This window comes from Rhizobacter sp. (genome assembly GCF_032229685.1).
Taxonomy (GTDB): domain Bacteria; phylum Pseudomonadota; class Gammaproteobacteria; order Burkholderiales; family Burkholderiaceae_C; genus LMDS01.
Window position 1 is genome coordinate 1 of the sequence record NZ_JAVTWP010000011.1, and the last position, 25,855, is coordinate 25,855.

At 67.0% G+C, this 25,855-nt stretch carries 27 protein-coding genes; 15 read left to right on the forward strand and 12 right to left on the reverse strand.

Going from position 1 to position 25,855, the window contains the following annotated elements; genetic code table 11:
- Positions 1-193: 193 nt before the first annotated feature.
- Positions 194-1,012: a molybdate ABC transporter substrate-binding protein gene (locus tag AC30PD_RS05225; RefSeq protein ID WP_489534590.1), complete on the forward strand. Its 819-nt coding sequence runs from the start codon at positions 194-196 to the stop codon at positions 1,010-1,012.
- Here AC30PD_RS05225 and AC30PD_RS05230 read toward each other — a convergent pair.
- Positions 968-1,270 carry a DUF3253 domain-containing protein gene (locus AC30PD_RS05230; RefSeq protein ID WP_489534591.1) on the reverse strand — a complete coding sequence of 101 codons (303 nt, stop codon included), beginning with the start codon at positions 1,268-1,270 and terminating at the stop codon, positions 968-970. The two genes, AC30PD_RS05225 and AC30PD_RS05230, sit on opposite strands and share 45 nt — an antisense overlap.
- Positions 1,271-1,433: 163 nt before the next feature.
- On the opposite strand from AC30PD_RS05230, the gene AC30PD_RS05235 reads away from it, so the two are divergent.
- From AC30PD_RS05235 to AC30PD_RS05265, 7 genes are all read left to right on the forward strand, one after another.
- Positions 1,434-1,673 (forward strand): PepSY domain-containing protein, encoded by a 240-nt coding sequence (locus tag AC30PD_RS05235; RefSeq protein ID WP_489534592.1) that lies wholly within the window; start codon positions 1,434-1,436, stop codon positions 1,671-1,673.
- Between the two features lie 15 nt (positions 1,674-1,688).
- Complete coding sequence (locus tag AC30PD_RS05240) at positions 1,689-2,360, forward strand: response regulator transcription factor (RefSeq protein ID WP_489534593.1); 672 nt, start codon at positions 1,689-1,691, stop codon at positions 2,358-2,360.
- Positions 2,357-3,688, forward strand: coding sequence for an ATP-binding protein (locus tag AC30PD_RS05245; RefSeq protein ID WP_489534594.1), 1,332 nt, complete (start codon positions 2,357-2,359; stop codon positions 3,686-3,688). The genes AC30PD_RS05240 and AC30PD_RS05245 overlap by 4 nt, the downstream gene beginning before the upstream one ends.
- A gap of 79 nt (positions 3,689-3,767) precedes the next feature.
- The gene (locus tag AC30PD_RS05250) at positions 3,768-4,196 is read left to right on the forward strand and encodes a thrombospondin type 3 repeat-containing protein (protein ID WP_489534595.1); all 429 of its coding nucleotides are present in this window, start codon (positions 3,768-3,770) and stop codon (positions 4,194-4,196) included.
- A 230-nt stretch (positions 4,197-4,426) separates the two neighbouring features.
- Complete coding sequence (locus tag AC30PD_RS05255) at positions 4,427-5,032, forward strand: TetR/AcrR family transcriptional regulator (protein ID WP_489534596.1); 606 nt, start codon at positions 4,427-4,429, stop codon at positions 5,030-5,032.
- Between the two features lie 90 nt (positions 5,033-5,122).
- A complete protein-coding gene (locus AC30PD_RS05260; protein ID WP_489534597.1) occupies positions 5,123-6,124 on the forward strand; it encodes an NADP-dependent oxidoreductase in 1,002 nt (333 codons plus the stop codon).
- Between the two features lie 177 nt (positions 6,125-6,301).
- Complete coding sequence (locus AC30PD_RS05265; protein WP_489534598.1) at positions 6,302-6,496, forward strand: SDR family oxidoreductase; 195 nt, start codon at positions 6,302-6,304, stop codon at positions 6,494-6,496.
- Positions 6,497-6,513: 17 nt separating this feature from the next.
- On the opposite strand, the gene AC30PD_RS05270 is transcribed toward AC30PD_RS05265, so the two are convergent.
- From AC30PD_RS05270 to AC30PD_RS05315, 10 genes are all read right to left on the reverse strand, one after another.
- A complete protein-coding gene (locus tag AC30PD_RS05270) occupies positions 6,514-7,275 on the reverse strand; it encodes a FadR/GntR family transcriptional regulator (RefSeq protein ID WP_489534599.1) in 762 nt (253 codons plus the stop codon).
- 21 nt (positions 7,276-7,296) lie between these two features.
- Positions 7,297-7,689, reverse strand: a complete 393-nt coding sequence (locus tag AC30PD_RS05275) for a cupin domain-containing protein (protein ID WP_489534600.1) — start codon at positions 7,687-7,689, stop codon at positions 7,297-7,299.
- 16 nt (positions 7,690-7,705) lie between these two features.
- On the reverse strand, positions 7,706-8,476 hold the full coding sequence (locus AC30PD_RS05280) for a glucose 1-dehydrogenase (RefSeq protein ID WP_489534601.1): 771 nt from the start codon (positions 8,474-8,476) through the stop codon (positions 7,706-7,708).
- Entirely contained in the window at positions 8,473-9,012 is a 540-nt protein-coding gene (locus AC30PD_RS05285) for a gluconokinase (RefSeq protein ID WP_489534602.1), read from the reverse strand. The genes AC30PD_RS05280 and AC30PD_RS05285 overlap by 4 nt, the downstream gene beginning before the upstream one ends.
- Before the next feature lies 1 nt (position 9,013).
- The gene (locus tag AC30PD_RS05290) at positions 9,014-10,084 is read right to left on the reverse strand and encodes an ABC transporter ATP-binding protein (RefSeq protein WP_489534603.1); all 1,071 of its coding nucleotides are present in this window, start codon (positions 10,082-10,084) and stop codon (positions 9,014-9,016) included.
- Positions 10,085-10,107: 23 nt separating this feature from the next.
- On the reverse strand, positions 10,108-10,962 hold the full coding sequence (locus AC30PD_RS05295) for a carbohydrate ABC transporter permease (protein WP_489534604.1): 855 nt from the start codon (positions 10,960-10,962) through the stop codon (positions 10,108-10,110).
- 7 nt (positions 10,963-10,969) lie between these two features.
- Positions 10,970-11,833, reverse strand: coding sequence for a carbohydrate ABC transporter permease (locus AC30PD_RS05300; protein WP_489534605.1), 864 nt, complete (start codon positions 11,831-11,833; stop codon positions 10,970-10,972).
- A gap of 32 nt (positions 11,834-11,865) precedes the next feature.
- Positions 11,866-13,242 (reverse strand): ABC transporter substrate-binding protein, encoded by a 1,377-nt coding sequence (locus AC30PD_RS05305; RefSeq protein WP_489534606.1) that lies wholly within the window; start codon positions 13,240-13,242, stop codon positions 11,866-11,868.
- Between the two features lie 102 nt (positions 13,243-13,344).
- The gene (locus tag AC30PD_RS05310) at positions 13,345-14,424 is read right to left on the reverse strand and encodes a malate/lactate/ureidoglycolate dehydrogenase (protein ID WP_489534607.1); all 1,080 of its coding nucleotides are present in this window, start codon (positions 14,422-14,424) and stop codon (positions 13,345-13,347) included.
- A gap of 79 nt (positions 14,425-14,503) precedes the next feature.
- Positions 14,504-15,451 carry a 2-hydroxyacid dehydrogenase gene (locus AC30PD_RS05315; RefSeq protein WP_489534608.1) on the reverse strand — a complete coding sequence of 316 codons (948 nt, stop codon included), beginning with the start codon at positions 15,449-15,451 and terminating at the stop codon, positions 14,504-14,506.
- Positions 15,452-15,549: 98 nt separating this feature from the next.
- Between AC30PD_RS05315 and AC30PD_RS05320 the strand changes: the two genes are divergently transcribed.
- Positions 15,550-17,286, forward strand: coding sequence for an IlvD/Edd family dehydratase (locus AC30PD_RS05320; RefSeq protein WP_489534609.1), 1,737 nt, complete (start codon positions 15,550-15,552; stop codon positions 17,284-17,286).
- 113 nt (positions 17,287-17,399) lie between these two features.
- Here the strand turns inward: AC30PD_RS05320 and AC30PD_RS05325 are convergent, their stop codons facing one another.
- Positions 17,400-18,518 carry an aromatic ring-hydroxylating oxygenase subunit alpha gene (locus AC30PD_RS05325; protein WP_489534610.1) on the reverse strand — a complete coding sequence of 373 codons (1,119 nt, stop codon included), beginning with the start codon at positions 18,516-18,518 and terminating at the stop codon, positions 17,400-17,402.
- Positions 18,519-18,781: 263 nt separating this feature from the next.
- On the opposite strand from AC30PD_RS05325, the gene xseB reads away from it, so the two are divergent.
- The 6 genes from xseB to AC30PD_RS05355 all read left to right on the forward strand — a co-directional run bounded on the left by xseB (position 18,782) and on the right by AC30PD_RS05355 (position 25,850).
- Positions 18,782-19,024: an exodeoxyribonuclease VII small subunit gene (gene xseB / locus AC30PD_RS05330; protein ID WP_489534611.1), complete on the forward strand. Its 243-nt coding sequence runs from the start codon at positions 18,782-18,784 to the stop codon at positions 19,022-19,024.
- The gene (locus AC30PD_RS05335; protein WP_489534612.1) at positions 19,021-19,938 is read left to right on the forward strand and encodes a polyprenyl synthetase family protein; all 918 of its coding nucleotides are present in this window, start codon (positions 19,021-19,023) and stop codon (positions 19,936-19,938) included. Before xseB ends, AC30PD_RS05335 begins: the two co-directional genes overlap by 4 nt.
- A gap of 12 nt (positions 19,939-19,950) precedes the next feature.
- On the forward strand, positions 19,951-21,858 hold the full coding sequence (dxs, locus tag AC30PD_RS05340) for a 1-deoxy-D-xylulose-5-phosphate synthase (protein ID WP_489534613.1): 1,908 nt from the start codon (positions 19,951-19,953) through the stop codon (positions 21,856-21,858).
- Positions 21,859-21,946: 88 nt separating this feature from the next.
- Complete coding sequence (gene folE2, locus AC30PD_RS05345; protein WP_489534614.1) at positions 21,947-22,741, forward strand: GTP cyclohydrolase FolE2; 795 nt, start codon at positions 21,947-21,949, stop codon at positions 22,739-22,741.
- Positions 22,741-25,005, forward strand: a complete 2,265-nt coding sequence (locus AC30PD_RS05350; protein ID WP_489534615.1) for a helicase-related protein — start codon at positions 22,741-22,743, stop codon at positions 25,003-25,005. The genes folE2 and AC30PD_RS05350 overlap by 1 nt, the downstream gene beginning before the upstream one ends.
- Positions 25,002-25,850, forward strand: a complete 849-nt coding sequence (locus AC30PD_RS05355) for a PA4780 family RIO1-like protein kinase (RefSeq protein WP_489534616.1) — start codon at positions 25,002-25,004, stop codon at positions 25,848-25,850. Before AC30PD_RS05350 ends, AC30PD_RS05355 begins: the two co-directional genes overlap by 4 nt.
- Positions 25,851-25,855: the final 5 nt, after the last annotated feature.

A 25,855-nucleotide genomic window follows, 5' to 3' on the forward strand; every position in this document is an offset into this window, starting at 1 on the left:
GCTGGGTGTTGGGGTAGGTCATGGTCGCTCGTGCTTCAGGCAAAAAGGTGAAGCATGGTTTGTACACCGAGTTCGTTCGGCGGGGCGATCGACCTGCTGGTAAATGCCTGCAGGGCATGGACCGTGCGCCGCCGTATGAAAGCGCAGACATATCGCGGCAAGGTTCGAGCGCACGGAGAATTCGCCTCCACCGATGACACGCTTTCACTCCTTTCTCGTGGCCATGACCACCTTGCTCGGCCTGCCTGGCGCAGCCCAGGCACAAACGCCGGCCGCTGAACTCACGGTCTTCGCCGCCGGCAGCCTGCGTTCGGCCATGACCGACGTAGCCCGCGCTTTCGAGCGCGAGCACCCGGCGCGGGTGAAGCTGGTGTTCGGGCCCTCGGGCCTGCTCAAGGAACGCATCGAAGCCGGCGAGGCGGTGCAGGTGTTCGCCTCGGCCAACATGAACCACCCGCAGGCACTGCAGGCATCGGGCAAGGCCGAGGCGGTTCGGCCGTTCGCGCGCAACGCGCTGTGCGCGCTGGCCTCGCGCGGCTTCGGCCTGCAGGGCAAGACGCTCGCGCAGCGGCTGCTCGACGCCGATGTCCGCGTCGGCATTTCGACGCCGCTGGCCGACCCTTCGGGCGACTACGCTTTCCAGATGTTCGAGCGCATCGAATCCAGCGGCGCGGCGGCGGCCGGTTCGGCGGCCGCGCTCAAGGCCAAGGCGCTTCAACTCACGGGTGGCGCCACGTCGCCGCAAGCGCCGGCGGGCCGCAGCCTCTACGGCATGCTGATCGACCAGGGTGCGGCCGACGTCTTCATCACCTACTGCAACAACGCGGCCGAAGCGAAGAAGCAGGCCGACTCGTTGCAGGTGTTGGGCATCGCCGACGCGATCAACGTCTCGGCGCTGTACGGCATGGCCACCGTGCGGCCGGCGGGCGCGGCCGCGCTCGCGTTCGCCGACTTCGTGGTCGGCCCGTCAGGGCAGAAGATCCTCGCGGGCCACGGTTTCAGTGCACCGTGAAGGGCAGGGCGGCCGCGCCAGCCGGATCGGCCCCCGGTGCGAGCCATCGGGGGTGATCTTGAGACCGGCCTGGCGAATCTCGAGTGCGCCTTCGTTCGCCATCGACATCGCCACGGCCCGCACCTGTGGCATCAAGGGCCGCCAATCGTGCGGCGCCAGTGCTCTGGCGACTTCCGACGGGCACAGGGTGGCCGGTGGCACACGCGCCGCCAGCAGGCGGGCAAGGGCCTCTCGCACCTGATCGTCGCTCACACTCATGCGCTGATGGTGGCACGCTTTCGACTTGCAGCAGCCCCGGGCTCGGCGTTCACTCTGTTCAGCCTGCGTTCACCTTGCAGCAGCCAAGATCCGCACATCGCCAACTTGTGGAGTGATGTGTGAACCTGTGGGACGATAGAGGCCGAACCCGCACTCCTTCTTCATGAACGCCCTCATCAAACCGCTGTGCGCCCTGTTGATCGTGATGGCCGCCCCGGCCTGGGCCGACATCGGGCGAGACGAGGCCGCTGCGGCCGCGCAGCGCGTCGCCAGTGGCCGCGTGTTGTCGGTCGACAAGGCCGAGGCCGATCGTCGCCCGGTGTGGCGCGTGAAGGTGCTCACGGCCAAAGGCGAAGTGAGGGTGATCCTGGTCGACGCCGCGAGCGGGCGGGTGATCGGATGAGCCGCTGGAGCCCGGATGCGCTTGCTGCTGATCGAGGATGAAGCGCCTTTGCGCCTGGGGCTGGCGCGCCAGCTCGAAGCCGATGCCTATCGGGTCGACCAGGCCGCCGACGGCGAAGACGGGCTGTTCCAGGCGCGCGAGTTTCCGGTCGACCTGGCGATCGTCGACCTGGGCCTGCCGAAACTCGGCGGCCTCGAAGTCGTCAAGGCGCTGCGAGCAGACGGACGCACACTGCCCATCCTGATTCTCACGGCGCGCGGCAACTGGCAAGACAAGGTCGTGGGCCTCGAAGCGGGGGCCGACGACTACTTGGTCAAGCCCTTCGAATACCCCGAACTCGCGGCGCGCATCAAGGCGCTGCTGCGGCGCTCGATGCAGGCCACGTCGGACGTGCTGACGCTCGGCCCTCTCGCGATCGACTTCTCGTCGCAGAGTGCGCGCCTGGGTGGCCAGGCGGTGGAGCTGACCGCCTTCGAATACCGGCTGCTCGAGCACCTGGTGCGCGAGCGCGCGCGCATCGTCACCAAGCAGGAGTTGTCAGACTACCTGTACCCGCACGACGAAGACCGCGACAGCAACGTCGTCGAGGTGCTGATCGGCCGCTTGCGCCGCAAGCTCGACCCGAACGGCAGCTTGTCGCCGATCGAAACCTTGCGTGGGCGGGGCTACCGGTTCACGCTGGCATGAGGTGGCCCGACTCGATACGCGCGCGCCTGATGGCCGGCGCCACACTGGTCTTGATCGCCTTCGTGGCCAGCGCGGGATGGGCGGTTCAGCGCGCCCACGAGCAGAGCGTGCGCACGTCGCGCTTCGCGCAGCTGCAAGGCACGGTGTACCTGCTGCTCGCCGGTGTGGAACTCGACGACAAGGGCGCGCTGGTGTTGCCACCGTCGTTCCCAGAGCCCCGGCTTTCCTTGCCCGGCTCGGGCCTGTACGCCAGCATCGCCAACCCCGTGCGGGGTGAAGACTGGCGCTCTCCTTCCAGCCTGCAAGCGCAGCCGCCCTTTCTGCGCGAGGTGGCGATCGGCCAATGGCGCTCGGAAGTCGTCGCCGCGGGCGGCCGTGACTACCTGGCCATCGGCTACAGCGTGAACTGGACCGAGCGCGCGCAGAGCGCCACCCTGGTGCTTTCGGTTCTGGAAGACAAGGCCGAGTTCGACAGGGAGGTGGCTGCCTTCCAGCGCACCTTGTGGACGTGGCTGGGTGGTGCGGCGGCGTTGCTGCTCGTGTCGCAGACTCTGCTGCTCGGCTGGGGCCTGGCGCCGCTGCGCCGTGTGGCCCACGAGATACGCGGCATCGAGCAAGGCGAGCAGACCGCGATCGAAGGCCGCTACCCGGCAGAGATCACGGCGCTCACCAGCAACATCAACACCCTGATCCACCAGGAGCGAGCGCGCCAGACACGCTACAAGGAGGCGCTGAGCTTTCTGGCGCACAGCCTGAAGACGCCGCTGGCCGTGCTGCGCACCGCGCTCGGCGAGCCGGCACGGCTGCCCGAGGCCGTGAGCGAGCAGGTCGCCCGCATGGACCACATCGTGCAGCACCAGCTGGCCCGTGCGGCGGCCAGCGGCGCTTCACGCTTCGTGCCCTGGCTGCCGGTTGCTCCGGTGTTGGGTCGAATACGCGATTCGTTGATGAAGGTGTATGCCGACAAGGGCCTGGCGTTCACGTTCGACATCCCGCCCGATCTGGCCTGGCGCCTGGATGAAGGCGATGCCTTCGAGATGTTCGGCAACGTGCTCGACAACGCGGCGAAGTGGGCAAAGTCGCACGTCGCCGTGAGCGCGCACCTGAGCGGCCCTGTGCTGCACGTGCGGGTCGACGACGACGGCCCGGGCTTCCACGACACGCGCTCGGTCCTGCAGCTGCACGTTCGGGGCGACGAGAAGGTGCCCGGCCACGGCGTGGGCCTGGCGGTCGTGAACGAGCTGGTCGCCAGCCACGACGGCGAGCTGGTGCTGGCGCGATCCGAACTCGGCGGCGCCCGGGTCGACATCGTCCTGCGGGCCGGCTGAAGCATAAATCTTGCGTTCGTTCAGCTTGCGTTCACGAGGGGGCGCGCAAGATGACTTCACCGCAACACAAGGAGCCACCATGAAGCGCCCCTACTTCCAGAAGTTCATCGCCTCGGCTGTTCTGTTCGGTGCCGTGCTCGGCACCGCAACGGTCGCGCAAGCCAGGCCCGACGTGTTCGTCTCGATCGGCCTGCCGGGTCTGCCCGCCTTGCCCGTTCTGCTGCCGCCGCCGCTGCCGCGCCCGATCATCCGCACGGAGCCGGTCTACGTGCAGCCGCGCCCGGTTTACCAGGCGCCGCCGGTGGTGGTCTACGAGCGCCCCTGGCAGCCCGCGTATCGCTACGAGGTCGATCGTGGCCGGGAGTGGCGCCACCATGAGTGGCAACACCGTGGCCGCGGCCACGACCAGGACCGTGACGGCGTGCCCAACCGCTATGACCACGACCGCGATGGCGACGGTGTGCCGAACCGCCATGACCGGCAACCCGACAACCCGTATCGGCGTTGAGGTCGAAGGATGACGCGCCGGGAGGCGCGTGGACCCCGTCGCGACGGCGCGAAGTGGGGCGAGGCAGAGGCTGACCGGGCATCGCCCGGCCAGCCCAGCCTTGGAGCAGGGATCACGCGGCAGCGCCCCGAACCGTGAGCCCGACATGCACCAGACCGCACGCGAAAAGCCCGAGGCCATCGAACCTGCCCTGAAAAGGCGCTGCCGTACGCGCCTTCGTGAACTTCGGTATGATGTATATCATGCGAAGTACAAAAATCAACGCCAGAAACGCGGCCAAAGAAGCCACGCACGAGCGCATCGTGTCTGTGGCTGCGCGTGCGATCCGCCGCAGTGGCTACGCCGGCACCGGTGTTGCCGACATCATGAGAGAAGCCGGTTTGACGCATGGCGCCTTCTATGCGCACTTCGCTTCTCGCGAAGCCATGCTGGTCGAAGCTGCCGCTAGGGCTTGTGAGGAGTCTGCGGCCGCGGCGGCAGACGTGGTTGCCAGCACCGCCCCGAACTTGACGCTGGCGTCGATTCTCGGCGCCTACCTTTCTGAAGAGCACTTGGCGCATGCCGACATCGGCTGCCCTCTGGCCGCGCTGGGTTCCGAAACGTCTCGACAGGCACCCGAGGTGCGGCGAGTGACGACACGGCACATCAAGGAAATGATCGACCTGATCGCCCGTCAATGCCCGGACTGGGGTCAGCCCGGCGCCCACGAGCGCGCGCTCGTCACGATCTCTGCCATGGTGGGTGCCTTGCTGCTGGCCCGTGCCGTGGACGAGCCGGTTCTGTCAGACGACTTGCGCAAGTCGGCACTCAAGTACCTGGCTCCTGCTGCGCACTGAAGCCATCGACAGCCGCGTCCGCCTACTCGTCGAGTCGCATGACGAACATCAGACCAAGTGCGTCTCGAAAACTGAAAACAGGGGAAGACCATGAAGGCATTTGTTCTTGAACGTTACGGCAAGAAGCGCGCACTCCGGTTGATGGATATGCCCGTTCCGGACCTGCGCGACAACGAGGTCTTGGTGCAGGTCCACGCCGCTGGCTTGAACTTGCTCGACTCCAAGGTCAGAGATGGCGAGTTCAAGCTGATCCTGCCCTATCGCCTGCCCCTCATCCTCGGCCACGACGTGGCCGGTGTCGTGGTCAAGGTAGGGTCGCAGGTACGGCAGTTCAAAGCCGGCGATGAGGTCTATGCACGGGCCGACGATTTTCGGATCGGCACATTCGCCGAATTCGTTCCGGTCCGAGAGGCTTCTCTGGCCCTGAAGCCCCAAGGCATCACGATGGAAGAGGCGGCTTCCATTCCTCTGGTGGGTTTGACTGCGTGGCAGGCATTGGTCGAGAGAGCGAACTTGCAGAAGGGGCAGAAGGTCTTCGTCCAGGCAGGGTCCGGGGGTGTCGGGACTTTCGCCATCCAGTTGGCCAAGCATCTTGGCGCCACCGTCGCCACGACGACGAGCACGGCAAATGTCGCGCTGGTGAAGAGCTTGGGCGCCGATGTCGTCGTCGACTACAAGACGCAAGACTTCGAGGACGTGCTGCGAGACCATGACGTGGTGTTGAACAGCCAGGACGGCAAGACGCTCGAGAAGTCTCTTCGGGTGCTGAAGCGTGGTGGAGACCTCGTCTCCATCTCCGGGCCGCCCGACCCGGCGTTCGGCGAGCAGATCTCGGCACCCTGGTTCGTCAAACTCGTCTTGCGTTTGCTGAGCTCGGGCGTGAGTAGAAAGGCGCGAGGCCTGGGCATCGACTACTCGTTTCTCTTCATGACCGCGAGCGGAACCCAGCTGCGCGAGATCACTCGCCTCGTCGAAGAGGGCGCGGTCCGCCCCGTGATCGACAAGGTATTCCCGTTCGAGTCCACGAACGAGGCCTTGGCGTACGTGGAAGCCGGCCGCGCAAAAGGAAAGGTTGTTGTCAAGGTCGTCTGACCGATCTCGACGGCCGGCCGCTCACCCCAGGCCCCGGCACCAACCGCCCCAGGTACCGCCGTACCCTCTCGTCCCGCGTCAACTCCGCCAGGCGCCCGCCTGCATCAGCCGGCTCGTGCCTTCGTCCTTGTGCACGAAGATGAAGCGCTCGCACACGCCGGCCAACAACCGACGGTCGTGCGCACCGAGATGGGCAGCCATTGGCTGAAGAACCCGGTCACGCGCGAGCAGGTGCTCGAGCGCATCCCGCTCGGGCGTGTGGCCGAGCTCGAAGACGTGGTGGCACCGGTGTTGTTCTTCTGCGGCCCGGGCGCGGCCTTCGTGACCGGCCAGACGCTCTACGTCGACGGTGGGCTCACCGCCACGCAGTAACAAGGACGCGGCCGGTCTCAGCCCAACAGCGCGCGTGCCCGGGCCTTGAGGCGCGGCGCCGGCACGCCGAGCGACGGCAGCTTGCGGCGTGTGGTGAGCACCTGCTCGATGTCGCCGTTGGCGCCGTCGATGAGCACGATGATCGCGCGCTCGGCCTTCAGCGGCGAACGGGCGATCACGGCGTCGAGCACGGCGCGGTGCAGCGGCAGCGACTGCGCCGGGCCGTCGGGCCGCGAGGTCGAGATCTCGAAGCTGGTGCGCAGCAGTGCGCCGAGCGCCTTGCTCATCTGCCCCACCATGCGGTTGTGGCAGGCGCGCAGCAGGCCCTGGTGAAAGCGCAGGTCGCTGCTGACGTAGTCGCCGCCTTCTTCGATGGACCGCTTCATGCCGGCGTAGGCGGCTTCGATCTCGGCGATGTCGGCCGCCGTGGCGCGCTCGGCGGCCAGGCGCACCGCCGCCGGCTCGACGAGGCGGCGCAGTTCCTGCAGGTCACGCAGGAACTCGCGCGAGAGCCCCGCGCGTGATTGCCAGGCCACCACGTCGGGGTCGAACCAGTTCCATTGCTCTTCGGCGAGCACGCGCGTGCCGACCTTCGGGCCGGTGACGAGCAGGCCCTTGGCGATCAGCGATTTGACTGCTTCGCGGATCACGGTGCGGCTCACGCCGAGCTCTTCGCACAGGATCGGTTCGGGCGGCAGCGAGCTGCCCACCGGGTATCGGCCTGTGACGATGGCTTCGCCGAGCAGGTCGACGGTGCCGCCGTGGACGTTCTTGATCATCGGATGCGTTTCATTGGCGAGTCAGCCACGCACAAACAGCGTGACGAGCGGTTCGTTGCCGAGCTGCCGGCTCCAGTGGCCGTGCACGGCGGCGTCGAAGCTGGCGCCCTCGGGCAACGTGTCGGCCGAATAGAAGTGCTGGCCGGCCGAGAACACCCGCGAAGCGCCGCCCTGCAGGCCGATCTCCATCTGACCGCCGAGGATGAACACCCATTGCGGCGTGACGGTGCAATGGAACTGGCTGCGAAAACCGACCGGGCTGTGGCGCAACTGGTATCCGCCGCTGGGCATCAACGCCGAGAGCATCGACGTCGGCGTGCCTTCGGGCAAGGCGATGGCGCTCTCGCGAAAGCGCGCGCGGCCATCGGTGTCGGTGAACAGCGTGACCTGGGTGAAGGTGGTGGCAGTGCTCAAGGGGCTCTTTCGAAATTCACAGCGACGCCGTGACGCCGCCGTCGACGTAGAGAACGTGGCCGTTGACGAAGCGCGAAGCGTCGCTTGCCAGGAACACGGCCGCTCCGGCCAGGTCTTCCACGTCGCCCCAGCGGCGGTTGGGCGTGCGGTTGACGAGCCAGGTGCTGAACGCCGGGTCGTTCACGAGCTTCTCGGTCAGCTCGGTCTTGAAGTAACCCGGCCCGATGCCGTTGACGTTGATGCCCAGCGGCCCGAGGTCGATCGCCATCGCCTTGGTGAGCATCTTCACCGCCCCCTTCGACGCGGTGTAGACCGAGGTGCCCGGCCGGCCGAGCTCGCTCATCACCGAGCAGGTGTTGATGATCCGGCCGCGGCCGCGGGTGACCATGAATTTCGAAACCGCCTGGCCGACATGGAAGATGCTGTCGACGTTGGTGCGCATCACGTCGTTCCAGTCGTCTTCAGACAATTCGTGGAAAGCAGCGCGGCGTGTCATGCCGGCGTTGTTGCACAACACCTCGATCGGGCCGAGCGTGCTTTCGATCGCGGCGATGCCGGCGTCGACCTCGTCGCGCTTCGTCACGTCGAAAGCGCGAGCATGAACCTGCAGGCCTTCGCCTTTCAGCAGCGCGGCGGTGTCGGCCAGCTTGGCAGCGTTGCGGCCATTCAGCACCACGGCCGCGCCGGCCTGTGCCAGGCCGCGCGCGAGCGCCAGCCCGATGCCGCTGGAAGAGCCGGTGACGAGGGCGAGCCGGCCGTCGAGGCGGAACGTCTGGGCGTTGATCATGGACGTGGCGCCGAAGCGCTGAAAGGTTGGGCGAGCCAGGCGCAGGCGCGCTCGGCGATCTGCTCGGCAGGCCAGGCGGCGTCGAGCGTGATGCAGCGTTCGTCGGTGCCGGGCGGCTCCAGCGTCTGCAACTGACTGGCGAGCAGCGAAGGGGGCATGAAGTGGCCGGTGCGCGACTTCATGCGCGCTTCGAGCACCGCGTCGCTGCCGTGGATGTGCACGAAGGCGAGATCGCCCGAGGCCGCGCGCAGTTGATCGCGGTAGCTGCGCTTGAGCGCCGAACACGAGACGATGAGCCCGTAACGCGCGGCGTGCGCGTCGGCGAGTTGTTCGGCGATGGCCTTGAGCCAGTCGCGCCGGTCGTGGTCGGTGAGCGCGATGCCGGCGGCCATGCGCTCCAGGTTGCGTGGCGGGTGCAGGTCATCGCCTTCGAGAAACTCGCTGGCCAGCCGCTTCGCGATCAGACGGCCGACGGTGCTCTTGCCGCAGCCGCTGACACCCATGACCACGACCAGCGGGGCGGGTTTCTTGGCCATCTCAGCCGAGGCGTTTGCCACTCGCGCTGTCGAACACGTGGGCCTTGTCGGTGTCGATCACGAGGTGCACGGTCTCGTCGGGCTGCGCGGCGGTGCGGCCGTGGATCACGACCACGATCTGCGCGTCACCCACCTGCACCAGCAGCTCGGTCTCGGCGCCCGTGGGTTCGACCACGATCACTTTCGCGGCGATGCCGTGGCCGGTGGGTGAGAGGTGGATGTCTCCGGGGCGGATGCCGTAGTGCACCGCCTGGCCGTGGCTGCCGCCCACCTGGGCCGGCACCGGCCAGCGTGTGCCGGCGGCTTCGACTTCGGTGCTGCCACCGCTGCCGCGCAGCGTGCCCGCCACCACGTTCATCGCAGGCGAGCCGATGAACTGCGCGACGAACAGGTTGCCCGGGTGGTCGTAGAGCTCCAGCGGTGTGCCGATCTGTTCGATGATGCCGTCGTGCATGACCACGATGCGGTCGGCCATCGTCATCGCCTCGATCTGGTCGTGCGTGACGTAGACGGTGGTGGTCTTCAGGCGCTGGTGCAGCGCCTTGATCTCGGCCCGCATCGCCACGCGCAGCTTGGCGTCGAGGTTCGAGAGCGGCTCGTCGAAGAGAAAGACCTTCGGGTCGCGCACGATCGCGCGGCCCATCGCCACACGCTGGCGCTGGCCGCCGGAAAGCTCTCGCGGGTGCCGGTCGAGCAGCTTGTCGAGGTTGAGGATGCGGGCCGCGTCTTCGACGCGCTGGTCGGTCAGCTTCTTGTCGGCGTTGCGCAGGCGCAGGCTGAAGGCCATGTTCTCGCGCACCGTCATGTGCGGGTAGAGCGCGTAGCTCTGAAACACCATCGCGATGTCGCGGTCCTTCGACTCGAGCTCGTTCACCACCTTGCCGTCGATCGAGATCTCGCCGCCGGTGATTTCTTCGAGGCCGGCCAGCATGCGCAGCAGCGTGCTCTTGCCGCAGCCCGACGGGCCGACGAGCACGACGAACTCGCCGTCCTGAATGTCGAAGCCGATGCCGTGGATCACCTTGACGGTGCCGTAGGCTTTCTCGATGTTCCGGAAACCGACTGCTGCCATGTTCGCCTCGCTTCTTTTCTTCGTCAGCTCTTCACGGCGCCGGCCGTCAGGCCACCCACCATGTAGCGCTTGAATGCGTAGTAGATCGCCGCCGGCGGCAGCGCGTAGATCAGGCCGGTGGCCATCAGCAGCTCCCAGGGCGAGTCGTCGGCCGAGAGAAAGTTGCCGAGCGCCACGGCGAGGGTCACGCTGGTGTCGTTCGACAGCAGCAGAAAGGCGTAGAGGTACTCGTTCCAGGCCAGCAGCAGCGCGTAGGTGCCCACCGCCACCAGCGAAGGCACCATCAGCGGCAGGTAGACAAGGCGAAAGAGCTGCAGCGGCGAAGCGCCGTCCATGCGCGCGGCTTCGTCGAGCTCGTAGGGCAGTTTGTCGGAAGCCTGCTTCAGCACCCAGATGCAGTAGGGCGAGGCGATCGTCACCATGGCGAGGATCAGCGACCACTGGCTGTTCAGAATGCCGTAGTTGCCCATGGTCTTGTACATGGGCACGGCGAGAAAGGCGGCCGGGATGAAGTAGGTGAACAGCGCCAGGTTCATCACCGTGCGGCCGCCGCGGACCTTGAGCCGGCTGATCGCGAACGCGGCCGCCGTGGCCACGAACAGCGTGATCGCCGCCACGGCCACGGCGATCAACACCGAGTTGCCGAGTTGCACCCAGAAGTGGTCGAGGTAGAAGTGTTTCTGCCCGAACACGGTTTGAAAGTTCTGCAGCGTGGGCTCTTTCGGCCACAGGTTGCCCGAGGTGGCCGAGTCTTTCGCCGAAATCGCGAACAGGAAGAGGTGGTAGACCGGGATCAGCGTCCAGATCAGCAGCGGGATGCCGATCAGCAACAGCTTGGCTTCGGTGCTGACCTTCTTCCAGGTGATGCCCTTGCTCATTTGCCGCTCACTTGGAAAGCCGCTTCATCATGAAATAAACGAGCGGCAGCACCAGCGGCAGCGCCACCACGATCGAGGCCATGGCCAGGTCGACCTGGTCGAGCCGCAGGTAACGAATGCCGAGCGTGGCCAATACGTGCGTGAGGTCGGCCGGGCCACCGCCGGTGAGCAGGTAGACGCTGTTGAAGTCGCCGAGCGTCCAGATCATCGACAGGATCAGCGAGGTCACGTAGAGCGTGCGCATCGAGGGCCAGGTGATGAACCTGAATTTCTGCCAGTTCGTGGCGCCGTCGACCGACGCGGCCTCGTACTGTTCGCTGGGGATGGCCAGGCGACCGGCGATCAGGATCAGCGTCCAGAACGGGAGCGACTTCCACACGTGCATCAGCATCGAGAAGCCGAGCGCGAGCGGCGGGTGGTTGAGCCAGTTCGGGCCGTCGAGGCCGGTCAGCTTGAAGATCAGCGTGTTGATCACGCCCCACTCGGGGTTGAGCATGAAACGCACCGACAGAATGGTCGGGATCGAGGGCAGCGCCCAGGGCAGGATGAAGATCAGCGACAGCACCTTGATCCACCAGCGCTGCTGCACGAAGAAGCCCGACAGCACGAGCGCGATCACCATCTTGATGTTGATCGCGACCACCAGAAAGATGATGGTGTTGACGACCGTGCGGAAGAAGATCGGGTCTTCGAAGAGCTTGACGTAACTCTGCGGGTGACGCGCCAGCCACAGGCCGTAACCCACCGGGTAGAGCACGAACACGAGGAACACGAGCACGTAAGGCAGCACCAGCATCCGGCCCCAGAACTGCCAGCGGTCGGGCGGGCGCTTCGGGGCGGGCAGGGCAGGGGCGGATGCGGTGGCGGCCATCTCGGTGCTTCGTGTTCAGCTGAACCGCAGCGTCAGCGCGCGACGGTCTTGATGCGCTCGATCATCTCGTCGGTGGCCTTGTCGACCGGCACCTTCTCGTTGAGGATGCGGTTCGCGGCCTTGGCCCACACGTTCTCGTTGTTCAGCACCGTGAACTTGTAGTTCTTGGTGAATTCGAACGTGACCGTGCCGGCCATGAACTGGTTGTAGACCGAGAGGCGGTGGTTGTCGGCCTTCCAGAACGGGCTTTGCTGCGCTGTCTTGGTCACCGGGAACCAGCGGCCGAGCGAACCTTCCACATACGGCGTGAGGTTGGCTTCTTCGAGCAGGAACGAGACGAACTGCTTGGCCGCGGCCTTGTTCTTCGCTTCCTTGAAGATCACGCCGGTCTTCACCGCGGCGCGGTAGACCATCTTGCTGCCGTCGGGCTTGCTCGGGAAGCCGGCCGTGCGGATCAGCTCGGTGTAGTTCTTCTTCGCGGTGGCACGCTGCGCGTCGGTGAGCGTGGTGTTGTTCATGTCGTCGAGCCACTTCGCGGCGATCGAGATCGTGGCGTTGTGCGTCATCACCGTCGTCTTGTTGTGGAAGGCAACGTTGTTGTCCGGGTCCTTCCAGCTCGTGCTCGACGGCGGCGAGCAGCCCTTGGTGTAGACCGAGGTGTAGTCGCTCAGCGCGTTGATGAGGCCCTGGCGCACGGCGGGGTCGTCGACCAGCAGCTTGCCGGCGTCGCTGACGAGCTTCACGTTGTAGGCGTCCATGAAGGTCAGGAACGAGAAGAACGAGTCGCTCGAATCCACCCCCAGCGGCTGGCCGATGCCGAAGGCGCGGTTGCCGCTCTTGGCGCGGTAGGCCGGCTGCACCTTGTCGCACCAGAAGCTCCAGTACTCCTTCCAGGTGGTCGGGATGTCGCTTTCCTTGAAGCCGGCGTCTTGCAGCATGTCGAGCCAGTACTCGATGTGCATGGTCTGCTGCTTGATCGGGAACGCGTAGTAGGCGCGGTTCTTGGCCTGGTCGTTGTAGAGGAACGCCGTCTCGATGGTGTTGGGCGCGAAGCGCGAACGGATCGGGTCGATCACGCTCGTGATGTCTTCGAGCTTGCCGTCGTAGGCCCACTTGGCCGTGACCTGGAAGTCGTACACGTCGGCGTAGGCCACGTCGGGCGGGCTGCCCGAGTCGAGTGCCGACACGGTCTTGGGGATCATGTCCTGGATCGGGTACTGCGAGAGTTCGATCTTGATCTTCGGGTGCTTGGCCTCGAACTTCTTGATCGCCGCGAACAGCGCGTCGTCTTCCGACTTGTAGAAGCCCTTGACCCACCAGACGGTGAGCTTTTCCTGTGCGAAAGCGGGGCTGCCGGCCAGCAGCCCGACGCTCACGACCGCACCGGTGATCCATTTTCCGAATTGCATGTGTGTGTCTCCTGGGGGTGTTGCGCTCGACCGGCGCACGTCTTATCGTATGATGATTGAACGATCGGCAGGACGGGGGTTACCCGAACTTCAAGCCGTTCTTCAGGCCGTTCCGGCGGCGCGTGCCACGGCCGCCGGGTCGACACCGAGCTGGGCCGCTGCCGAAAGAATCTGCTGCCAGGTCGTCGCGTCGACCGGCACGCCTTGTGCGGTGCGCCGCGCGCGCGACTCGCGCTCGGGGTCGCCGGCCAGCCGCACCTGGTCCACGCCCTCTTGCGGCGGCGAGGCCAGCACCCACTCGGCAAAAGCCTGCGTCTCGCGTTCGAACGCAGCGCTGTCGCCGAGCGCGGCCGGGTCGATCAGCACCGACAGCATGCCGTTCAGGATGCGCTTCTTGCTGGCGTCGTCGGTGTGCTGCGTCATACCCGAGGCGAGCGCGCCGCCGAGCAGCTCGCACAGCACCGCCAGGCCGTAACCCTTGTGTGCGCCGAAGGTGAGGATCGCGCCATAAGGCTCGAGCACCGAAAAGCGCGGGTCGCGCGTGGGCTTGCCGGTGTTGTCGATCAGGTTGCCGGGCGGCAGCAGCTCGCCCTTGTTGTGCGCCACGCGGGTCTTGCCCTGCGCGAGCATGCTGGTCGCGAAGTCGAGAATCATCGGCGGGCGCCCCGGCACCGGCACGCCGGCCGTGAACGGGTTGGTGCCGAAGCGCGCGTCGCCCCCGCCGAAAGGCGCCACGATGCCGCGCGAGATCACGTTCACGAAGTGCACCGAGACCAGACCTTGCGCGGCCGCCATCTCGGCCCATGCGCCGATGCGGCCGAGGTGGTGCGCATTGCCGAGCGCCACGATGCAGCTGCCGTTCTGGCGGGCGCGATGGATGCCGAGTTCCATCGCTTCGCGGCCGATCACCTGGCCGAAGCCTGCATCGCCGTCGAGCCGCAGCATGGCGCCGGCGTCGAGCACGGTGCGCACGTGGGCGTTCGGCTTCAGGCCGCCTTCGGCGAACGCGTCGGCATAACGCGGCAGCATGCCGATGCCGTGCGAGTCGTGGCCGGTGAGGTTGGCTTCGATCAGGTTGGTGGCGACGTCTTCGATTTCGCGCGCATCGCTGCCGAAACCGGCGACGACTTGGCGGATCGCCGCCTGCAGACGATCAAGCTGGATGACGTGCGTATCGCTCATGACTGCCCCTCGTCTGCCGTGTACGACAGCCGATCCCCCAAGGGGATGAGCCCGGCTCCGGGCGGCCGCGCGCTCGGGCTCATTGGCACTCCGGCACCGGCGACAACAGCGGCTTGCCCGCAAAGTGCGCCTGCAGGTTGCCGAACGCGAGGTCAGCCATCGCCTGGCGTGTCTGCGAGGTGGCACTGCCGATGTGCGGCGCCAGCACCACGTGGGGCAGGGCGCGCAGGCGCTCGGGCACGTTGGGTTCGGCCTCGAACACGTCGAGGCCGGCGCCGCCGATCACGCCGCGCTCCAGCGCGTCGATCAGCGCGCTTTCATCCACCACCGAACCGCGCGCCACGTTGACGAGAATGCCTTTCGTGCCGAGCGCGGCCAGCACGTCGGCGTTGATCAGCTTTCGCGTGCCGGCGCCGCCAGGCGTGATGACGACGAGGTAGTCGCTCTCGGCCGCCAGCGCGGTGGCGCTGGCCACGTACTTGAACGGCAAGGCCGGCCGGGGGTTGCGTGCGGTGTAGGCGATGCTCATGCCGAAAGCCGCGGCACGGTGCGCGATCGCCTGCCCGATGCGGCCCATGCCGACGAGGCCGAGCCGCGCGCCCGACATCTTGCGCGCCAGCGGCATCGGGCCGTTCGCCCACGAGCCGGCGCGCACGTAGCGGTCGGCGGCGGGCAGCTGGCGTGCGGCCGAGAGCATCAGGCCGATGGCCAGGTCGGCCACGTCGTCGTTGAGCACGTTCGGCGTGTGCGTGACGACGGCGCCGCTTGCCTTCGCGGCGGCGACGTCGATGCCGTCGTAACCGACACCCATCACCGAGATGATCTCGAGCTTGGGCAACTGGGCGATGAGGGCAGCATCGACTTTCGATTCACCGCTGGCCGCGATGGCGCGGATCTCTGGCGCTGCGGCGGCGAAGGCGGCCGGGTCGGTCTGGTGCAGGCGGTCGAGCACGCTGTAGGCGGCGTCGAGCTGCGAAGCGAACAGTGGCGACAGCTTGGCGACGGAAAGGACGGAAGGCGAGGGCATGGCAAGATTCCTAGGGTTCTACCGCAGGGTGAAAACAATCGTCATACCATAGTATCCACAACAGTCCCGGGTGCCGATCCGGGTTAACCGGGGTGGTGATGACACAAGGTCCGAAAAAGAAGCCCGAAGAACTGCGCAGCCAGCAGTGGTTCGGCCGGCAAGACCGCGATGGTTTTGCGTACCGCAGCTGGGTCAAGGGCAAGGGCGTGCCGCACGACCAGTTCGACGGCCGGCCGGTGATCGGCATCTGCAACACCTTCAGCGAACTCACGCCCTGCAACTCGCACTTCCGCACGCTGGCCGAGCAGGTCAAGATCGGTGTGTATGAAGCGGGCGGTTTCCCGCTCGAGTTCCCGGTGATGAGCCTCGGCGAAACGCTGCTGCGGCCGACCGCCATGCTCTACCGCAATCTCGCGTCGATGGACGTGGAAGAAAGCATCCGCGGCAACCCGATCGACGGCGTGGTGCTGCTGATGGGCTGCGACAAGACCACGCCTTCGCTCGTGATGGGCGCGGCCAGCGTCGACCTGCCGACCATCGGCGTGAGTGGCGGGCCGATGCTCAACGGCAAGTGGCGCGGCCAGGAGCTCGGCTCGGGCACCGGCGTGTGGAGCATGAGCGAGCAGGTGCGTGCCGGCACCCTGAAGCTGGCCGACTTCTTCGAGGCCGAAAGCTGCATGCACCGCAGCCACGGCCACTGCATGACGATGGGCACGGCCAGCACGATGGCCAGCATGGTCGAGGCGCTGGGCATCGGCCTGCCGGGCAATGCCGCCTACCCGGCGGTCGATGGCCGCCGCAACGTGCTCGCGCGCAACGCGGGCAGGCGCATCGTCGACATGGTGCACGAAGACCTGAAGCTGTCGAAGGTGATCACGCGTGAAGCCTTCGAGAACGCGATCAAGACGCTGGCCGCGATCGGCGGCTCGACCAACGCGGTGATCCACCTCGTGGCGATGGCGCGGCGCATCGGCGTCGAACTCTCGATCGACGACTTCGACAAGCTCGCGAGCGAGCTGCCGTGCCTGGTGAACCTGCAACCTTCAGGCAAGTTCCTGATGGAAGACTTCTGCTATGCCGGCGGCCTGCCGGCGGTGATGAAGGAGATTTCGTCGCACCTGCACCTGGGCGCCATGACCTCCACCGGCCGCAGCATCGGCGAGAACATCGCCGACGCGCAGAACTTCAATCCTGAAGTGATCATGTCACTGGCCCAGCCTTTCAAGGACAGGGCCGGCATCGCGGTGCTGCGCGGCAACCTGGCGCCGCGCGGCGCGGTCATCAAGCCGAGCGCGGCCACGCCCAGCCTGATGGTGCACAAAGGCCGTGCGGTGGTGTTCGAAGACATCGAAGACTTTCACAAACGCATCGACGACGAAGACCTCGACATCGACGAGACCTGCGTGATGGTGCTGAAGAACTGCGGCCCCAAGGGCTACCCCGGCATGGCCGAGGTGGGCAACATGCCGCTGCCGCCGAAGGTGCTGCGCAAGGGCATCACCGACATGGTTCGCATCAGCGACGGCCGCATGAGCGGCACGGCCTACGGCACCGTCGTGCTGCACACCGCGCCCGAAGCGGCGGCAGGCGGCCCGCTGGCCGTGGTGCAGAACGGCGACATCGTCGAGCTGAACGTGCCGCAGCGCAAGCTGCACCTGCACATCAGCGACGAAGAACTGGCCAAGCGCATGGCGGCGTGGAAGAAGCCCGAGCCGCCACTGGCCAGCGGCTACTGGAAGCTGTACGTCGACACCGTGTTGCAGGCCGACCAGGGCGTCGACCTCGACTTTCTGGTGGGCCGGCGCGGGGCGTTCGTGCCGCGGGACAATCATTGAGGGCCGCAGGCCATCGATGATTGCGGTGCAGGCTCACATCACGCAGTGATGTGAAGGCGCAGAGCGCCGGCCGAAACCACAACCACTGACCGGATGGCTCGATGGGGCGGCGGTCAACCCGCCAGCTTCGCCCCCATCGCGCGGCGGTACCACTCGTGGAACTGCTGCATGCCGTCTTCCATCGGGCTCTGGTAGGGGCCGGTCTCGTCGTCGCCACGTTGCAGCAGCGCGCGCCGGCCGGCGTCCATGCGCAGCGCGATCTCGTCGTCTTCGGCGCAGGTTTCCCAGTAAGCGGCACGTTCGGCTTCGACGAACTCGCGCTCGAAGGCCGCGATGTCTTCGGGGTAGTAGAACTCGACCACGTTGAGCGTTTTCTGCGGCCCCCGCGGGTACAGCGTGGACACCACCAGCACGTGCGGGTACCACTCGACCATCACGGTCGGGTAGTAGGTGAGCCAGATCGCGCCGTGTTTGGGCAGCACGCCGTTGCGGTACTTCAGCACCGCGTCGTGCCACTTGCGGTAGGCCGGGGTGCCGGGGCGGGCGAGCTCGTTCTTGGTGCCGACCGTCTGCACCGAGTGGTGGTCGCCGAACTCCCAGCGCAACTCGTCGCAGGTGACGAACTGGCCCAGGCCGGGGTGGAACGGGCCGACGTGGTAGTCCTCGAGGTAGACCTCGATGAAGGTCTTCCAGTTGTAGTCGCACTCGTGCAGCTGCACGTGGTCGAGCACATAACCCTCGAAGTTCAGGTCGGCGAGCGGGCCCAGGTTCTTCAGGTCGGCGGCCACGTCACGGCCCTTGCCTTCGAACAGCAGGCCGTTCCAGTTCTGCAGCGGGTAGTTGTTCAGGTTCAGGCAGGGGTCGGCGGCGAAGTGCGGGGCGCCGACCAGTTGCCCTTGCAGGTCGTAAGTCCAGCGGTGCAGCGGGCAGACGATGTTGCTGCCGGTGTTGCCGCGGCCGCGCAGCATCAGCGCCTGGCGGTGGCGGCACACGTTCGAGATCAGTTCCACGCCTTTCGCGGTGCGCAGCAGCGCGCGGCCTTCACCTTCGTGGGGCAGCGCGTAGTAGTCGCCGACCTCCGGCACCGCCAGTTCGTGGCCCAGGTAACGCGGGTGCCGATGAAACAGGTGCGCCATCTCGCGCTCGAACAGCGCGTTGTCGAAATACGCGCTGACCGAAAGCTGCGAGCGGCTGCGGGCCAGCGTTTCAGGGGTGACGCTCAGGTCGGACATGATCCCGGGGAATCTCCAATACCAAGGGTGAATCGCCACCGCTGCTGGCGATGGCTGGCGTTCGGGCGGGGGGATCGGCTCGCGCGGTGCGTGCCGAGGTGCGGTGGGCGAAGGATTGTACCTGCGGGGTCTGTTTTTACCCGCTGCCGCCGGAAGGGTCTTCGCCCCGTTGGCGCGGTTGGAAATGCTCACCAATTGGGGATGTGGCATCGACGCAACTGCGGCTCCGGGCTGACTACAATCGACCGGTTTCATCTCCCGCAATGGCAAAGACTTCTTCCACCCCCCCGGCGCCCTCAGCGCCCGCCAGCTTTGAAGACGCGCTGGGCGAGCTCGACCGGCTGGTCGTGGCCATGGAAACTGGCCAGCTGCCGCTCGACCGCCTGCTCGACAGCTACAAGCGTGGCGCCGACCTGCTGACCTTCTGCCGAACGCGCCTCGAAGCGGTGGAGCAGCAGGTCAAGGTCCTCGAAGACGGGCAACTCAAGCCCTGGACGGCGGCATGAAACAGGCCGACTACGATTCCTGGGCGCGCAGCGAGACCGGCGCCGTCGAGCGTGCGCTCGAAGCCTGGGTCCCCGCCGACGCCCCCGCCGGCCTGGGGCTGGCCATGCGCTACGGCGTGCTCGACGGCGGCAAGCGGCTGCGCCCGCTGCTGGTGCTCGCCGCCTCGCAGGCGGTGCACGGCCTGCGCGAAGCGGCCATGCGTGCGGCCTGCGCGGTCGAGCTGATCCACGCCTATTCGCTGGTCCACGACGACATGCCCTGCATGGACAACGACGTATTGCGCCGCGGCAAGCCCACTGTTCACGTGCAGTTCGGCGAAGCGCAGGCCATGCTGGCCGGCGACGCGATGCAGGCGCTGGCCTTCGAGGTGCTCACCCCGTGCAGCGACGCCCTGTCTGCGCCGAACGGGGCTACCGAGGTGCCGCCAGCCTTGCAGGCGCGCCTGTGTTCGCTGCTGGCGCGCTCGGCCGGCTACGACGGCATGGCCGGCGGGCAGGCGATCGACCTGGCCAGCATCGGCGTGCCGCTCGACGAACACACGCTTCGCGACATGCACCACCGCAAGACCGGCGCGCTGTTGCAGGCCAGCGTATTGATGGGCGCTGCCTGCGGTTCCTGCACGCCGGTGCAGTGGTCGGCGCTGGCCGATTACGGCGACGCGCTGGGCCTGGCTTTCCAGGTCGTCGACGACATTCTCGACGTGACCCAGGCCTCGGCCACGCTCGGCAAGACCGCCGGCAAAGACCTCGACAACAACAAGCCGACGTATGTGACCGTGCTCGGCCTCGACGCCGCGCGCCGCCACGCCAACGAGTTGCGAGACAAGGCCCAGGCGGCCCTGGCCCGCAGCGGCCTGACCGACGCCGCGTGGCTGAGCGTGCTGGCCGACAAGGTCGTCGAGCGAGAGAGCTAGGATGGCAACGACATGAAACACACGCTCCTGGAAAGAATCCAGAGCCCCGCCGACGTGCGGCGCCTCGCGCGCGCCGAACTGCAGCAGCTCGCCACCGAACTGCGCGACTTCCTGCTGCACAGCGTGGCCCAGACCGGCGGCCACCTGTCGAGCAACCTCGGCACCGTGGAGCTCACGATCGCGCTGCACCACGTGTTCAACACCCCGCACGACCGGCTGGTGTGGGACGTGGGCCACCAGACCTACCCGCACAAGATCCTCACCGGCCGGCGCGAGCGCATGCACACGCTGCGCCAGATCGACGGCATCTCGGGCTTTCCGCGCCGCACTGAGAGCGAGTACGACACTTTCGGCACCGCCCATTCGTCGACCTCGATCTCGGCCGCGCTCGGCATGGCCGTGGCCGCGCGCCAGAAGGGCGAAGACCGCCGCGCCGTGGCCATCATCGGCGACGGTGCGATGAGCGCCGGCATGGCCTTCGAAGCACTCAACAACGGTGGCGTGGCCAACGCCGACCTGCTGGTGATCCTGAACGACAACGACATGTCGATCTCGCCGCCGGTGGGTGCGCTCAACCGCTACCTCGCGCGCCTGATGAGCGGCAAGTTCTACGCCGCCGCGCGCGACACCGCCAAGAACGTGTTGAAGAACGCGCCGCCGCTGTTCGAGCTGGCGCGGCGCTTCGAAGAGCACGCCAAGGGCATGGTCGTGCCCGGCACCATCTTCGAGGAATTCGGCTTCAACTACGTCGGCCCGATCGACGGCCACGATCTCGACTCGCTGATCCCCACGCTCGAGAACCTGCGCGGCCTGAAAGGCGCGCAGTTCCTGCACGTCGTCACCAAGAAGGGCTTCGGCTACAAGCTTGCCGAAGCCGACCCGGTGAACTACCACGGCCCGAGCAAGTTCGACCCGGCGGTGGGCATCGTCAAGCCCGCCACGCCGCCCAAGACCAGCTTCACGCAGGTGTTCGGCCAGTGGCTGTGCGACATGGCGGCGGCCGACGAACGCCTGGTCGGCATCACGCCGGCGATGCGCGAAGGCTCGGGCATGGTCGAGTTCGAGAAGCGCTTCCCGAAGCGTTACCACGACGTCGGCATCGCCGAACAGCACGCCGTGACCTTTGCCGCCGGCCTGGCCTGCGAAGGCCTGAAGCCCGTGGTCGCGATCTACTCGACCTTTCTGCAGCGCGCCTACGACCAGTTGATCCACGACGTGGCGATCCAGAACCTGCCGGTTGTGTTCGCGCTCGACCGCGCCGGGCTGGTGGGTGCCGACGGCGCCACCCACGCGGGCGCCTACGACATCGCCTACGTGCGCTGCATTCCGAACATGGCCCTGCTGACACCGGCCGACGAGAACGAATGCCGTCAGGCGCTCTACACCGCGTTCAGGCACGACGGCCCGACCACCGTGCGCTACCCGCGCGGCAGCGGCGCCGGCACCGCGGTGCAGGCGCAGATGACCGAGATCCCGTTCGGCAAGGGCGAAGTGCGGCGCACCGTCCAGCGGCCGGCGGGGCAGGGCGGCCAGCGCGTCGCGATCCTGGCCTTCGGCACGCTGCTCTACCCGGCGCTCAAGGCGGCCGAATCGCTCGACGCCACGGTGGCCAACATGCGTTTCGTGAAGCCGCTCGACGTGGCCCTGGTGAGCGAACTCGCCCGCACCCATGACGCGATCGTGACCGTCGAAGACGGCTGCGTGATGGGTGGCGCCGGCGGTGCGGTGCAAGAAGCGCTGGCCGCGGCCGGCATCACGGTGCCGGTGCTGTCGCTCGGCCTGCCCGACGTGTTCGTCGAACACGGCGACCCGGCCAAGCTCATGGCGATGTGCGGGCTCGACGCCGCCGGCATCGAACAATCGATCCAGAAGCGCTTCGGCACCCGGCCGGCGCTGGTGCGGGCCGCCGTCAACCATTGAAGCGGGCCGAACGCCCACGTCAAATCCACCGTGGGGCGTGGCCGGCGCTTTGCTGGCATGCTCTGCACCGGGCCAACCGATGAATCACATGAGCAATCTGAAAGACGCGCTGCACATTCCCGACACGCAGAGTGCGCGCGACGAACGCCACCTGGCGATCCAGCGTGTGGGCGTGAAGAGCGTGCGCTACCCGCTGCAGCTGCGCATCGGCAACGCCGTGTCACCCACCGTCGCGCTCTGGGACCTCGACGTGGCTTTGCCGGCCGAGCAGAAGGGCACCCACATGTCGCGCTTCGTGGCCTGGCTCGACGCGCTCGACGCACCGCTCGACGCTGCCGCGCTGCGCAGCGGGCTGGCCGTGATGCTCGACAAGCTGCACGCGAGCGAAGGCCGCATCGACGCGCAGTTTCCGTTTTTCCTGCGCAAGCGCGCGCCGGTGTCGGGCGTGCAGAGCCTGCTGGAGTATCAAGGCCGCTGGATCGCCGAAGCGCACGCCGGCGTTCACACGATCTGGGCCGAAGTGACGGTGCCGGTGAAGTCTCTCTGCCCGTGCTCGAAGGAGATTTCCGACTACGGCGCGCACAACCAGCGCTCGCACGTGACCATCCGCGTCGAGCTGCTGAACGAAGAGATCGCGTGGTCTGAACTCGTGCGCTTCGCCGAAGACAGCGCCTCGAGCGAGATCTGGCCGATGCTCAAGCGCGCCGACGAGAAGTGGGTCACCGAGCGAGCCTACGAAAACCCGAAGTTCGTCGAAGACATGGTGCGTGACGTGGCGCTGCGTTTGAACGCCGATGCGCGCATCGGGCGTTACAGCGTCGATGTCGAGAACTTCGAGTCGATCCACGCGCACTCCGCTTACGCTCGAATCGAGCGCAGCTAGTGTCGGCAACCGCTCCGACGAGCCCTCCCGAATCCCTGAGCCTGCCGAACCCGCGCCACGCCAGACGTGTGCCGGCGCACATCGGCAAGGAGCAGTTCAACCGCTTGCGCCAGGCCGCCTACACGCTGCCGCAGGTCGTCAAGCCCGGTGACTTCATCGCCGAGCGCAGCGCCGGTTTCGAAGATCACCTCGACAAGCTCGGCCTCGTGCTGCTGCAGAAGGCCGTGGCCGGCGCCCGCCCGAGCCGCTGGATCGCGCCAGGCCTGATGGACAGCGCGCTCGCGCACCTCGACGTGGTCGGCACCGGCCCGAACGTGCGGCCGCTGATGCTGGAACGCACCGCTGCGCTCGACGCGCTCGGCGTGTCGCGCCACCAGGGCACATGGACGCGGCTGATCAGCCACGCGCTGCCGCTCTCGGAGCCGGGCTGGCGCGTGCCGGTGCTGTTCCGCGTGCCGGTCGACGAAGCCGCGATCTGGGACTTCTACCGGCTCGGTGACAAGGCCGCGCTGCTCGCCGCTCTGGGCGCGCCCACCGCCTATCCGCACGCGGCCGCGTTGTCGGCCTTTCTCGAGACCCTGATCGCACGCAGCCGCGCCCACAAGGCGCGCCACCTCGAGTCGCTGTTGCCGCGCCTGCAGTCGGAATGCGCCTTGCCGCAGGCCACGGCCGATCTCGAAGAAGTGAAAGCCGCGTGCGCGCGCGCCCAGGAGCGTTGGGAACACTTCGTCGCCGAGATCGACACGCTCGAAGGCCTGAACACCGAGCTCGCGTTCCAGGGCTACCCCGGCACCTTCGAGAAGGCGCGCAGGTTGCAGCGCAACGTCAAGCTCTACGTCGGCCCGCCCAACAGCGGCAAGACCCACGCCGCGTTCGAGCGCCTCGCGCAAGCGATCGACGGCGCCTACCTGGCGCCGCTGCGCCTTCTGGCACTCGAAGGCCGCGACCGGCTGGTCGCGCGCGGCGTGCCGTGTTCGCTGCTGACCGGCGAAGAAAACGTGCCGGCCGACGGCGCGCGGGTCGTCTCCAGCACCATCGAGATGGTCGGCACCAACAAGCCCATCGACGTGGCCGTGATCGACGAAGCGCAGATGATCTTCGACCCGTCGCGCGGCTGGGCCTGGACGCAGGCGATCGTGGCGGTGCCGGCGAAAGAAGTGATCATCATTTGCTCGGCCTACGCCGTGCCTGCCATCGAGAACCTGCTCGGCCTGTGCGGCGAGCGCTGCGAGGTGCGCCACTTCGAGCGCAAGCAGCACGTGCAGTTGCTGCCGCAGCCGGTGCCGATCTCGGCGCTGAAACTCGGGGACGCGGTGGTCGCCTTCAGCCGGCGCGACGTGCTGATGCTGCGCGACCAGATAGCAGCCAGCGGTCACCCGGTCTCGGTGATCTACGGGGCGCTGCCGCCCGAAGTGCGGCGCCGCGAAGCCGAGCGTTTTGCGCAGGGCGCCTCGCACATCCTGGTCGCCACCGACGCGATCGGCATGGGGCTGAACCTGCCGATCCAGCGGGTGTTCTTCAGCACCATGGTGAAGTTCGACGGCCAGGACGACCGACCGCTGAACGAGTCCGAAGTGCACCAGATCGCCGGGCGCGCTGGCCGCTACGGCATCCACGAAGAAGGCTTTGTCGGCGTGTTGTTCGAAGCCGAGCCATCGGCTGCACGGGCGCTGAAAGAACTGCTGCCGAAAACACCGCGTGCGCCGCGCGACTTCAAGGCGCCGGTGGCGCCGAACGGCTGGCACATCGATACGATCTCGTCGCGAATGCACAAGACGAAGCTGCGCGAAGTGCTGGGCGTGTTCATGGAGCAGCTCAAGCTCGACGACGCGCACTTCGCCGTGGCCGAGCTTGAGCAGATGCTGGAGCTCGCCGAGAAGCTCGACCTCAGCGCCGCGAAACTCACGCTGAAAGAGCGCTTCATCTACGCGCAGGCGCCGGTCGACACGCGCACCGAATCGCAGCTGCAGGAATTTCTCGACTGGAGCAGCAGCCATGCGCTGACCGGCCGTGCCGGCAAGCCCTGGTTCCTCGACGCGGTCGACGGCCACAGCCGGCTCGAACGCATGGAACAGGCTTTGCGCGCCTGCACGCTGTGGTTGTGGCTCGACCTGCGCTTCCCCGGCGTCTACGGCCACCTCGACGAAGTGCTGATGCTGCGCGGCCAGCTGAACGACGGCATCGAACGCCAGCTCAAGGGCAAGCGGCCGCTCGCGCAGGTGCGTTCCGGCCAGCGCCCGCGTGGCGCCAAAGCCCGCGCGTGAAAGCCCCCGCGCGCCTGCAGGTGCTGATCGACGAAGGCCTGATCGATTCGGTCTCGCGCCAGCTGATGAGCGGCAAGGAAGCGATGGTCTTCGTCGTGCAGTGCGGCAGCGAGACACGCTGTGCCAAGGTCTACAAGGAAGCGACGAACCGCAGCTTTCGCCAGGCGGTCGACTACACCGAAAACCGCAAGGTCAAGAACACCCGCCAGGCGCGCGCCATGGCCAAGGGCACACGCTTCGGCCGCGAGTCGCAAGAGGCAGCCTGGCAGAGCGCCGAGGTCGATGCGCTCTACCGACTGGCCGCCGCCGGTGTGCGTGTTCCCCAGCCGTACAACTTCTTCGAAGGTGTGCTGCTGATGGAACTGGTGGCCGACGAAGAAGGTGCCGCAGCGCCACGCCTCAACGACGTGCAGTTCACGCCCGAGCAGGCACGCGCGCATCACGCGAGCTTGTTGACCGAAGTGGTTCGCATGCTGTGTGCCGGTGTCGTGCACGGCGACCTGTCGGAATTCAACATCCTGCTCGCGGCCGACGGCCCGGTGATCATCGATCTGCCGCAGGCGGTCGACGCGGCCGGCAACAACCACGCACAACGCATGCTGCTGCGCGACGTGGGCAACCTCTGCCTCTTTTTTGGTCGTTTCGCGCCCGAACTGCTCGACACGCAGTTCGGCCCCGAGATCTGGGAACTCTACAAACGTGGCGTGCTGCGAACCGACTCGGTGCTCACCGGCCGGTTCGTGCCGAAGGCCGGCGCGGTGGACGTGGCCAGCGTGATGCGCGAGATCGACGACGCACGCGAAGAAGAGAAGATGCGGCAGTTGCGCATGCAAGCCGCCGGCTGAGCAGC

Bases quoted from the DNA above. Each gene is read 5' to 3' on its own strand.
- AC30PD_RS05225 (WP_489534590.1), top strand. From the start codon at position 194: ATGACACGCTTTCACTCCTTTCTCGTGGCCATGACCACCTTGCTCGGC.
- AC30PD_RS05230 (WP_489534591.1), bottom strand. From the start codon at position 1,270: ATGAGTGTGAGCGACGATCAGGTGCGAGAGGCCCTTGCCCGCCTGCTG.
- AC30PD_RS05235 (WP_489534592.1), top strand. From the start codon at position 1,434: ATGAACGCCCTCATCAAACCGCTGTGCGCCCTGTTGATCGTGATGGCC.
- AC30PD_RS05240 (WP_489534593.1), top strand. From the start codon at position 1,689: ATGCGCTTGCTGCTGATCGAGGATGAAGCGCCTTTGCGCCTGGGGCTG.
- AC30PD_RS05245 (WP_489534594.1), top strand. From the start codon at position 2,357: ATGAGGTGGCCCGACTCGATACGCGCGCGCCTGATGGCCGGCGCCACA.
- AC30PD_RS05250 (WP_489534595.1), top strand. From the start codon at position 3,768: ATGAAGCGCCCCTACTTCCAGAAGTTCATCGCCTCGGCTGTTCTGTTC.
- AC30PD_RS05255 (WP_489534596.1), top strand. From the start codon at position 4,427: ATGATGTATATCATGCGAAGTACAAAAATCAACGCCAGAAACGCGGCC.
- AC30PD_RS05260 (WP_489534597.1), top strand. From the start codon at position 5,123: ATGAAGGCATTTGTTCTTGAACGTTACGGCAAGAAGCGCGCACTCCGG.
- AC30PD_RS05270 (WP_489534599.1), bottom strand. From the start codon at position 7,275: ATGATCAAGAACGTCCACGGCGGCACCGTCGACCTGCTCGGCGAAGCC.
- AC30PD_RS05280 (WP_489534601.1), bottom strand. From the start codon at position 8,476: ATGATCAACGCCCAGACGTTCCGCCTCGACGGCCGGCTCGCCCTCGTC.
- AC30PD_RS05285 (WP_489534602.1), bottom strand. From the start codon at position 9,012: ATGGCCAAGAAACCCGCCCCGCTGGTCGTGGTCATGGGTGTCAGCGGC.
- AC30PD_RS05290 (WP_489534603.1), bottom strand. From the start codon at position 10,084: ATGGCAGCAGTCGGTTTCCGGAACATCGAGAAAGCCTACGGCACCGTC.
- AC30PD_RS05295 (WP_489534604.1), bottom strand. From the start codon at position 10,962: ATGAGCAAGGGCATCACCTGGAAGAAGGTCAGCACCGAAGCCAAGCTG.
- AC30PD_RS05300 (WP_489534605.1), bottom strand. From the start codon at position 11,833: ATGGCCGCCACCGCATCCGCCCCTGCCCTGCCCGCCCCGAAGCGCCCG.
- AC30PD_RS05305 (WP_489534606.1), bottom strand. From the start codon at position 13,242: ATGCAATTCGGAAAATGGATCACCGGTGCGGTCGTGAGCGTCGGGCTG.
- AC30PD_RS05310 (WP_489534607.1), bottom strand. From the start codon at position 14,424: ATGAGCGATACGCACGTCATCCAGCTTGATCGTCTGCAGGCGGCGATC.
- AC30PD_RS05315 (WP_489534608.1), bottom strand. From the start codon at position 15,451: ATGCCCTCGCCTTCCGTCCTTTCCGTCGCCAAGCTGTCGCCACTGTTC.
- AC30PD_RS05320 (WP_489534609.1), top strand. From the start codon at position 15,550: ATGACACAAGGTCCGAAAAAGAAGCCCGAAGAACTGCGCAGCCAGCAG.
- AC30PD_RS05325 (WP_489534610.1), bottom strand. From the start codon at position 18,518: ATGTCCGACCTGAGCGTCACCCCTGAAACGCTGGCCCGCAGCCGCTCG.
- xseB (WP_489534611.1), top strand. From the start codon at position 18,782: ATGGCAAAGACTTCTTCCACCCCCCCGGCGCCCTCAGCGCCCGCCAGC.
- AC30PD_RS05335 (WP_489534612.1), top strand. From the start codon at position 19,021: ATGAAACAGGCCGACTACGATTCCTGGGCGCGCAGCGAGACCGGCGCC.
- dxs (WP_489534613.1), top strand. From the start codon at position 19,951: ATGAAACACACGCTCCTGGAAAGAATCCAGAGCCCCGCCGACGTGCGG.
- folE2 (WP_489534614.1), top strand. From the start codon at position 21,947: ATGAGCAATCTGAAAGACGCGCTGCACATTCCCGACACGCAGAGTGCG.